The 10,696-nt window shown below is 44.3% G+C and carries 3 protein-coding genes; all 3 read left to right on the forward strand.

What is annotated here, in order from left to right:
- The first annotated feature begins 121 nt into the window (after positions 1-121).
- Positions 122-2,200: a molybdopterin cofactor-binding domain-containing protein gene (locus A3766_RS23535; protein WP_068515303.1), complete on the forward strand. Its 2,079-nt coding sequence runs from the start codon at positions 122-124 to the stop codon at positions 2,198-2,200.
- A 139-nt stretch (positions 2,201-2,339) separates the two neighbouring features.
- Positions 2,340-9,080 carry a type I polyketide synthase gene (locus tag A3766_RS23540; protein WP_068554300.1) on the forward strand — a complete coding sequence of 2,247 codons (6,741 nt, stop codon included), beginning with the start codon at positions 2,340-2,342 and terminating at the stop codon, positions 9,078-9,080.
- Positions 9,080-10,696: condensation domain-containing protein (locus tag A3766_RS23545; RefSeq protein WP_156509079.1), on the forward strand; the 1,617-nt coding region annotated here is incomplete at its 3' end. The genes A3766_RS23540 and A3766_RS23545, both read left to right, overlap by 1 nt.

Below are 10,696 nucleotides of genomic sequence, written 5' to 3' on the forward strand. Positions count from 1 at the left end.
TAAAGGTGAAGCCTGCAATCTAATGCAAGCACAGGATATAAAAAATTGGCGAATTACATTTGCAGACTCTGATATGGATTTCATGTTCTTCAAACCTTAGATAGTTTATGAATACCAGCTTATGGATACTAATCGTAGAGAATTCTTAAAACTAACCACTAGCGCCGGTGTAGGCCTTTCACTTGGCATTTCTCTCAATGGCTGTAATGAATGGAATACTGAAAGCCTAGCATTTTCACCAAAAGCTTGGCTAAGTATTCACACAGACAATCGAGTTGTCATTACCTTACCCAAAATCGAAATGGGGCAAGGAATCATTAATGCAATACCCGCAATCATAGCGGAAGAATTAGATTTAGAATGGTCAACTATAGAAATCAAGCTGGCTGACGCGGACACGAAGCATGCCCAACTTCGAACCAGTGGAAGTAGCTCAATCAAGTCACTATGGCTCCCTCTTCGAACTGGGGCTGCAGGTGTCAGGGGCATGCTACTACAAGCAGCAGCCCAAACTTGGGAGGTTGATCAACAAAGTTTAAGCACCAAAAATGGCCAAGTTATAAACCAGCAAACAGGAAAGCACATTAGTTATGGCGACTTGAGTAAGCTGGCCAGCACATTCCACCCCCCTAAAAATCCTGCTCTTAAAAAACCTAGTGAATTTAACTTTATAGGGAACAAAAACCCTAGCCTAAACGTTCACGACATCGTCAAGGGACAGGCACAATATGGTATCGATACTGAGCTGGAAAACTTGCACTATGCTGCAATTACTCACGCCCCCACATTTAAATCAACACTAGCGTCAGTCTCCACTACAAGGCAATTAAGCTCCGGTGTTAAAGGAATAGTAAAGCTAAATAACGCCGTTGCGGTTGTAGCTACGTCCTATTGGCTAGCGAAAAATGTCTTATCAACCTTAAATATTACATGGCACTCCGAAACAGATAATGACCTAAACCAAGCTCAGATAGAAAGAGACTTTATTGATGCCTTAAGTCACACTGGCAAGCTCGTAAAACAATTCGGCAACGCCTTCCCTTCAGGAGAAGGTATCAGTGCTGATTATCACAGCGCGTATCAAGCTCATGCTTGTATGGAGCCGATCAATTGTACCGCCCATATTCACGATGATGGCTGTGACGTATGGGCACCAACTCAACATCCAATGATGGCCCTTGGTGCAGCGAGAGAGGCATACCACACACAACTTGGTAAATGGAGTTCAAAAGTTCTTCGTAAACTTGGAATATCTGATAATGTTAGAGTTCATACCACTCTTTTAGGAGGAGGATTTGGTCGTCGACTGGAGCAGGACTTTGTTACCGAAGCTGTCATCATTGCAAAAGAGTTCAACTTTCCGGTTAAATTACTCTGGTCAAGAGAAGAGGATATACAAAATGATTTCTACCGACCTTATTCATCTCACCGTATAGAATCCCAAATAGACAAAGGGAAGATTACTCACTGGAGACACACAGCTTCTGGGGCGTCAGAGGGGAAAATAAGTGGTGGTGCCATTGACTTCCCATACGATATTCCCAATCGGTCACTCTATTTTCAAACGCTAGATCACGGTATCCCTATTGGTTCTTGGCGCTCCGTTGCCTATTCAAATCATGTTTTTGCAACTGAAAGCTTTATAGATGAAATAGCTCACTACGAAAACACAGACCCTTTTCTCTTTAGACAAAATTTACTTCGACACGATGACCGTTCAAAGAGGCTTTTAGAAAAGTTAAAAGAGGTAAGTAAATGGAACTGGCATCTTAGCAAAGGAGAATATATTGGCATCGCCTTTAATAGAGGGTTCGGAAGCTATATTGCATTAACAGTTCTGCTAAACAAGAACAAAGAAGGCATTACAATTACGGAAATCCACTGTGTCGTTGATTGCGGCACCGTTATCGACCCAGACTCAGTGACAGCTCAAATAGAAGGCGGAATTCTCTATGGATTAAATGCTTCGTTAGGTCATTCAATCACAATACAGAACAACCGCATTGAGCAACATAACTTTGATGATTACCCCCTGATTAAAATAAATGAAACACCAAAAATATACATTGAGGTAATTCCTAGCAATGTTGATCCTGGTGGAATTGGTGAAATAGCCGTGCCAATCATCGCACCAGCCATCGCTAACTCAGTTTATTCCGCTACAGGGGTAAGGCATAGAAGAACGCCGTTTAAACTTTAGTGACTAAAGAAGTATCAATAGATCGATATTAAAGGAAATTACCTTGAAATAGACTGCTTCAATCTCTAGCTTCCCACTCAGAAGTAAGTGACACTGCAATAATTATATAAACTCTAACACCCAAGGCAAAGAGGTCAGCTTGAATTTCATCGACACGGTCAAACAAAACTTTGACTCTATCCCCACGTCAATAGCGATTCAAGATAATCAAGTCTCGATAAGCTATGCTGAACTCGGGCAGCTTGTTGCAGGAATCAATTCCAGGCTCAAACAGTTGGAGCTAGAACAAGGTAGCTACGTTGGTCTATATTTCGAATCGAAACCCTTGGCGATAGCAAGTATGATCGCGTTGCTGGACTATGGCTGTGCCTACATTCCTCTTGACCCGATCTACCCCAACGATCGATTGGCATACATGCTGGAAAACGCGAATGCGAGCTTTGTGCTATGTGATAGGGTATGTGAATTTGCGCCGAAGTCGACCAAATCAATTAACTTTAGTCAAACATTCCCTACAGAAGAAACCTTAGAACAGGTCCTAGCAAATAAGTCCCAAGCATTTAAGAACTTTGGCATCGATAGCGCTCAACTAGAAGAATCGACTGCTGCCTATTTAATCTATACCTCGGGTTCAACAGGGCGCCCCAAAGGCGTCGCGATGCCCCATGGCCCTCTAAATAAGCTGATCGACTGGCAGAATGCTCATTACAACGAAAACTACGCCCCTAAGACCTTGCAATTTTCCTCGCTCAGTTTTGATGTATCTTTCCAGGAAATCTTTTCTAGCTTATCACTTGGCGCAACGCTATACACTCTTGACCCACTGATCAAACAAGACTTTAAGTCTCTTGCTGAATATATACTCGAACATCAAATCGAACGAATTTTCATGCCTTATGTCGCCTTGAAAAACCTGATGCAATGGTTTGTTCGACTAAACATCGTGCCGAAGTCCTTGAAAGAAGTTATCACCGCGGGCGAGCAGCTAATTATCACTGAGGATATTAGGTCTATCTTCGAACAGCTCCCTAAGACAAGCTTGTCAAATCAATACGGCCCTTCAGAGTCTCATGTGGTAAGCGAACTTATCATGAGAGCCCCTGCCAGCGATTGGCCGGAAATACCCCCAATTGGTAGCGCATTACCTCACGCGAAACTTAATATATTGAATGATAATGGCCAAAATGTCAGAGCTGGAGAAGTAGGAGAGCTCTATATTAGCGGCCCAGTTTTAGCTACTGGTTACATAAATAATTCGATAGAGACAAACAAACGCTTTGTCACTATGACGATCAATGGCAAAGAACAACTTTGCTATCGTACAGGGGATTTGGTCTCAGCAGATAATAAGGGCCAGTTAGTTTATTCAGGTAGAACTGATAACCAAGTAAAAATTAGTGGCTATCGTATTGAGTTATCGGAAATTGAAGCCTGTTTAATGAAGCATGAGAGTGTCTCCAATGCAGCTGTAACAGTTTCAGAGAGCGAAGCGCAAAAATCGATTATTGCTTTTATTGTAAGCAACTCTGAGGATGCTTCAATACTCAAAGCATACCTCACGCAAGAGCTACCTGCCTATATGCAGCCGTCTCATTTTCTGTTCAGCGATGCACTGATGACAACGCCTTCAGGGAAAATCGACCGCAAGAGTATGCTCGCCCAGTATCACGCCAATCAAGGTAAGTTAGCTGAGCAGGTTTCAAGCATGCAGAAAGAGCAGCTAATAGCTGTGCCAGATAAAGTGTCACTAAGCTCAATGATCTATTCCTTGCTTGGTAACGACAATATCGACACATCAAAAAGTCTGGTTGATGTAGGCATGACATCACTCATGGCGAACCAGTTATCAGTTCAGCTATATGAAAGCTTTCAGCTAGATATACCCGCCTATAAGCTTTTTCAATACGCTTCGATAGACTCGTTTATCAATCATCTTAGTAAGCAAGTGAGAACTAACAACTATCAGACACGAAATACTAACTCCCGCAAAGATGGCTCTCGTGACATCGCTATTATAGGCATGGCCATTAATGCACCTGGCGCAAATAACCTTCCACAATTTTGGGAGAACTTGCTAGCAGAAAAAGAAAGCCTGCATGTATTTGCACCCACGTCAGCAGATGGTGAAGTTAACACTCGAGGTATCATTGCAGAGCCTCTTGCTCTCGATGCGAGTTTTTTTGGAATTTCACCAATTGAAGCCGAGTTTATAGATCCACAGCAACGCATTATGCTCGAGCTAGCTTGGCACGCCATAGAAGACTCTGGAATTGTTGCTGACGAATTTCCGGGACGTATTGGCGTCTTCTGTGGTACCGGTAATAATTCATACTATTTAGAAAATGTTTTAAAAAACCCTGAAAAGCTCGCTGACTATGGCGCTTTACAAGCTATGGTCGCAAATGAAAAAGATTACACCGCAACACGAATTGCGCACAAACTTAACTTAAACGGCCCTGCAGTCAACATTCAGACTGCCTGCTCGACATCTCTGGTAGCGGTGTGCCAGGCTGTTGAAGCTCTCCGCTCTGGCGAATGCGAGGTCGCCATTGCTGGAGCCGCTTCTCTCTCCTTCCCGCAAGAACAACCTCATATCCCCGAAGAAGGAAGTATCAAGTCTCATGACGGTCATACGCGCCCCTTCGATCGCGAGGCAAACGGCACTGTGTTTAGTGATGGTGGCGGTTTGGTCGTTCTAAAACGACTCGATTACGCTATCGAAGACGAAGATAGAGTAACAGCCGTTATCAAAGGTGTAGCAGTCAACAATGATGGCGCTCAAAAAGGCAGCTTTTCAGCCCCAAGCGAAGAGGGTCAGAAAAACGTTATTCTGGCAGCACAACAAGATGCTGGACTCACTGCAGATAAGATAGGGTACATAGAAGCTCACGGAACCGCTACCCCCATTGGTGACCCTATCGAAGTATCGGCCCTGAAAGCAGTCTTTGAACAAAACTCTAAAATACCTGAAGCTCAGTGCCTACTAGGATCCGTCAAAAGCAACCTGGGGCATTTAACTGCAGCAGCCGGTGTCACGGGCTTAATAAAGTCTGCACTATCTGTATCGAAAGGACAGATTCCGGCCAGTATTAATTTCACATCACCAAACCCTGACTTAAGGCTAGAGTCTTCACCGTTTTCTGTCGCTACAACCACCGCTACTTGGAAACAGGAAATTGGCCAGCGATATGCAGGTATCAGCTCATTTGGCATAGGAGGCACCAATGCTCATGTGATTATCTCTGGGTATGACGCTGAGCCGGCAACTGCTTCTGCACAGACACCAACAAAACTACCACTGTGTCTTAGTGCAAATTCACCCAAATCACTCGCTGATCAAGCTAGGCAACTTGAAACATTTCTACTAAAAAATACTGACACAGATATCGATCACCTTAAAAACACCTACTGCTTTCACCGACAAGCATTGAAGTATCGACAAGCTATATTAGGAACAACTAGAGACAGCATTCTTAGTGAACTATCACAGTTCACTAAGAATGCTTCAGACGCGCCTACAAAGGACCCAAAGATTATATTTATGTTTCCTGGACAAGGAACTCAAGTTAATCGTATGGGTAAGAAGCTCTACAATGAACTTCCGCTCTTTAGAGCACATTTGGATAACTGCATCGAGATATGCAAAGACGAATTTAACGTCGATCTCATACATATCCTATTCTCGGATGATCCAAGCCTTCACCTTACTGAGAACACGCAAATAGCATTGTTTTCGGTGGGTTATGCTATTGCATCAAGTTTAATGGAGCTTGGTATCAAACCCGACGGAATGATGGGACACAGCATTGGTGAACTAGCTGCGGCAACCTTGTCTGGGGTATTCGATTTACACACGGCAATTAGAGTAGTTTTAACGCGCGGCAGAGTCATGCAAAGACAGGCGAGTGGTAGCATGTTAGCCGTAGAAAGCAGCTTTGACGCAATCAAGCACTTAATTCCGGATAGTGTTGTTCTTTCAGCTCAAAATACTCCTGAATCACTCACTCTCTCTGGTGAAGATGTTCATATTGAACAAGCAAAAGAAGCACTGGAGAAGGCCAGTATTCATTGCACAAAGCTAAGAACCTCGCACGCTTTCCACTCGCCAATGATGATCCCTGCCGAGCAGGCTTTCATCACAGAGCTCAAGGGCATTCATTGCAAAAAGCCCAGTATCCCATTTATTTCCTGTGTCAGCGGCGACTGGATTACAGATGAACAAGCAAGCGACACTCGCTACTGGGCTAGCCAGATAGTAGCTCCGGTACAGTTCAAAGGTGGCACTGAAAAGCTAAGCAAGTGGTCAAACCTTATTGTTATAGATTGCGGCCCAAGACGTGTTGCGTCTCACTTACTTAGCCAATGCTTGGAAGATAAGGATGACCTTAATATAATAACGGCCCTACCAAAGCCAACAGAAGAAGCTGAAGATAGCCAATTTATCGCCTGCCTAGGCAATATATGGAAAACGGGATTATCTGTCGACTGGCGTAAACTAGCCAGGCCGATAAAACCAGCGATGGGGTTTTTACCTCCTTATGCCTTTGAACATAAAGATTTCTATATAGCACCACAGGCCAGTCACTCCGCCTTCAACCTAGAACAAGAGCTTAGTAAGAGCTTTGACAGTAATCAGTCCAATTTCTTGGGCGACCTGACTCAACTTAGCCAAGGGCTGCAACAACAGTTTGCAGCCATGAATAACAACTTTCTCGATATTGCATCATTAGGCGCTAGCCCAGTCTCAATTCAGGAGACTCAAGTAGTATCTGGAACCAACTTATTTAATGATATAGAAGCCGACACCATGACGACAAACGCGATCAGCCAACTCAAAACACTTTTTTCAGATACTTCGGGCATCGACTTAAACGACGCCAATCCTGATGCAACCTTTTTCGAATTAGGCCTCGATTCTCTATTCTTAACGCAGTTAGCCTTAAAACTGAAAAAGACCTTCAAATCCAAAGTAACCTTCCGTCAACTTATGAATGAATATAGTTCATTCAATAAGCTAGCGACAAAGTTAGAGGGCGACGGAGCCTTAACTAGCGCGCCTGTGGCAACACCGAACCAAGCACCTGTTCACATTGACACGCCTTCTGTTTCCGCTCCTTTACCAGTAAGTCACGCGACTACCACCAATGCAAACGGCTCGCCTTTAAACAGTTTGCTTTCGCAGCAACTTCAATTGGTAAACAGTCAAATTGCTTTATTAAACCAATTAAGCCAGGGTCAAGCAGGAGCGCCAGTTCAAGCTTCAGTACCTGCCACTACACAAACCTCCGGCACCGCGGAGCTAAGCGATACTCAAGACAAAAAACCCTTTGGTGCGGGCACCCGTATTAACGTTAAGCGCTCAAATGAGCTCAGTGCCGATCAACAGCAGAATTTGGAAAAGCTTAGTCAGCGCTATAATGCCAAGTTTTCAAAGTCTAAAGACTTCGCTCAAGCAAACCGCTCCCAGCTCGCGGACCCTCGAGTAGTCTCCGGGTTTCGAGATAAACTGAAAGAGGTTATTTACCCTATTGTTGTCGAGAAGTCTGCCGGCGCACACCTTTGGGATATCGACGGAAATTGTTTGATTGACGTCACCTGTGGCTTTGGCTCAAATTTCTTTGGCAATGGTGCTGAATTTATTCGCTCGGCCGTTGCCAAACAGCTAGAAACCGGTTACGAAATCGGCCCCCAGAACCCCTTAACTGAAAAGGTATCCAAGAAATTTTGCCAGTTAACTCAACTAGAGCGTGTTGCTTTCTGTAATACTGGTTCTGAAGCTGTACTTGGCGCCATACGATTAGCGCGCACAGTGACAGGCAAAGAACATATCGTCATGTTTGAAAACGACTATCATGGAATCAATGATGAGGTTATCGTCCATCGAGGTTCGAATGGCCTACCGTTACCAGCAGCCGCCGGTATTCCTGGAGAGGCCGTCGCCAACACAATGATTCTAGACTACGGTGACCCACAGTCTTTAAAGTATATCGAAGAAAACGCCGATGACATCGCTGCTGTTCTGATCGAACCTGTACAAAGCCGAAACCCAGAACTTCAGCCTAAAGAGTTCGTTCAAGAGTTAAGGAGCTTATGCGATCAAAATGAGATGGCCCTTATATTCGATGAAGTCATTACAGGTTTCCGCCTCGGACCACGAGGAGCTCAAGGCCATTTCGATATTCCAGCAGATATCGCAACCTACGGTAAGATTATCGGTGGAGGTATGCCAATTGGTGTTATTGGAGGCAAGTCCAAGTATATGGACGCCTTAGATGGTGGCCAATGGCGATATGGTGATGACTCATCGCCCGAAGTTGGCGTAACCTACTTTGCGGGAACCTTTGTACGCCACCCACTCGCGATGGCTGCAGCAAATGCAGTATTAGATAAACTAATAGCCGAGCCTAGCATACAGCAGGATTTGGGCAACAAGACCGCTGCAATGGTCGAGCAAATGAACCTGTACGCAAGCCAACGACATGCTCCGATCAAAGTCGTGAACTGCCAGTCCCTATTCCGTTTTAAAATTCCCCAAGATATCGCTTACGAGGAACTAATATTTACGCTGTTGAGAGAAAAAGGAATCCATATATGGGATGCACGCCCATGTTTCCTTACCACAGCTCATAGTGATGAAGATATCGCTGCAATCATTAAAGCTTTTGAGGAAGCCGTCGACGAAATGCTGTCGTTAGGATTCTTTCCCGAGCTCGATCCTAGCAAAAACACGAACACCCAAAACACTGAAGAAACGGCGCCATTGCAAAACACTCCGCCAGTTCCAGGAGCTAGATTAGGAAAAGATTCCCAAGGAAAGCCAGCATGGTTCATAAAGGACCCTGAACAACCTGGAAAATACAGAATGCTAGAGCAAAACTAATGACCAGCCAAATCAAGACCATACAATCTGTTTCGGTAGATTTCGACCCCTTTGCTGATCAAAAACCGACCCTGATAAAATCGGTTCCGTCCACGGCAGCACAACTTGAAATATGGTCGTCTGTCCTGATGGATCCAAAGGCTTCAAGTGCTTTTAACGAATCCTTTACCTTAAAGTTTAAAGGAGAGCTCAGAGTGCCTGCTCTCATCAATGCACTTGAGCTAACCGTTGCAAGGCATGATGCTCTCAGAGCCAGTTTTTCTGAAGATGGCACAAGCTTTAGAGTATTCGACTATCAGGAAATTCAATGCGGCTTAGAAAATATTGAAAAACAAGCTCTTGAAGAACTTATTGAAAGCGAAGCCCGCGAGCCTCTGGACCTAGTCAATGGCCCTTTATTCAGAGTTCGCTTACTGAAAGAGTCGGATACCTGTCACTACCTGATATTCACTGCTCATCATATTATTTGTGATGGCTGGTCTCTTGGCATCGTGATCGCAGATTTGTCAGCCTTTTACAATAGCACCGTAAAGGGAAATTCGGCTGATTTAGAAGAAGCATACTCTTTTGTTGATTTTGCAGGTCAATCTTCAGAGAACGAGGACAAACAATATTGGCTAGATAAATTTTCAAAAAGAATTCCCGATTACGAGCTTATATTAGATAAAGACCGCCCCAAGAATAGAACCTTCAATGCGCGCCGAATAGATGTTGATGTCGACCTAGATCTAATCACTGAAATTAAGAAAAGTGCAGCCAGCATAGGATGCAGCCTAAGCGCTTATACAATGGCGATCTATTTTATTGCCTTGCAGCGCTGGACAGGAGAGTCCTTTTTAGCAGTAGGAATGCCAACCGCAGCACAACCCGGTATCGCTCCGAATTCTTTGATTGGTCATTGTGTTTCGACAGTTCCTATCGTCAGTGAGCTAAATCCTTCTATATCAGTTGCTCAAGCAATACACGAAATTAGTGAAGAGATTCTAGACGCTTTTGAACATCAGAACTTTACCTTTGGGGAGTTGATTCGAGAGCTACCCATTGCAAGGGATCCTTCAAGAATTCCACTTTTACCCCTGCTTTACAACTTTGATACAGGCTTGGAAGACGAACATCTAGATTTTCACGAGCTAAAATGTAGTTTCCACTCAAACCCAAGGTTTTATGAAAACTTTGAACAGTTTATGAATGTCGCCGACTACGGTGACCACTTCACAATCGAGTGCCAGTACAATACTGACCTATTCCTGGAAGAGTCAATCAAAGCCCGAATCGATGAATATATCTGGCTCCTAACCCAGTGTAGTTTTAATCTAAACCAGTCACTCAGCGAGCTGGAACTCAGCCCTATTAACGATTATGAATATTTACTTACTCGTAGCCTAGGTACGCACCATTTCTGGCATGAAGAACAAGCCAACGCCCCTCGCACTGTCGGTCACTACCTTCATCATCAAGCTCAACAATTTGCCGAAAAAGATGCCGTCATATTTGAGCAGGAAGTCTTAAGCTATCGTCAGCTTGATGAACTTAGCTCACAGTGGGCTCAGCTCCTATTAGAGGAGCACGTATCGGTTGGGGACCGCGTTGGCTTGTGCCTGGACCGCTCTCAGCAT

This window comes from Oleiphilus sp. HI0132 (genome assembly GCF_001635845.1).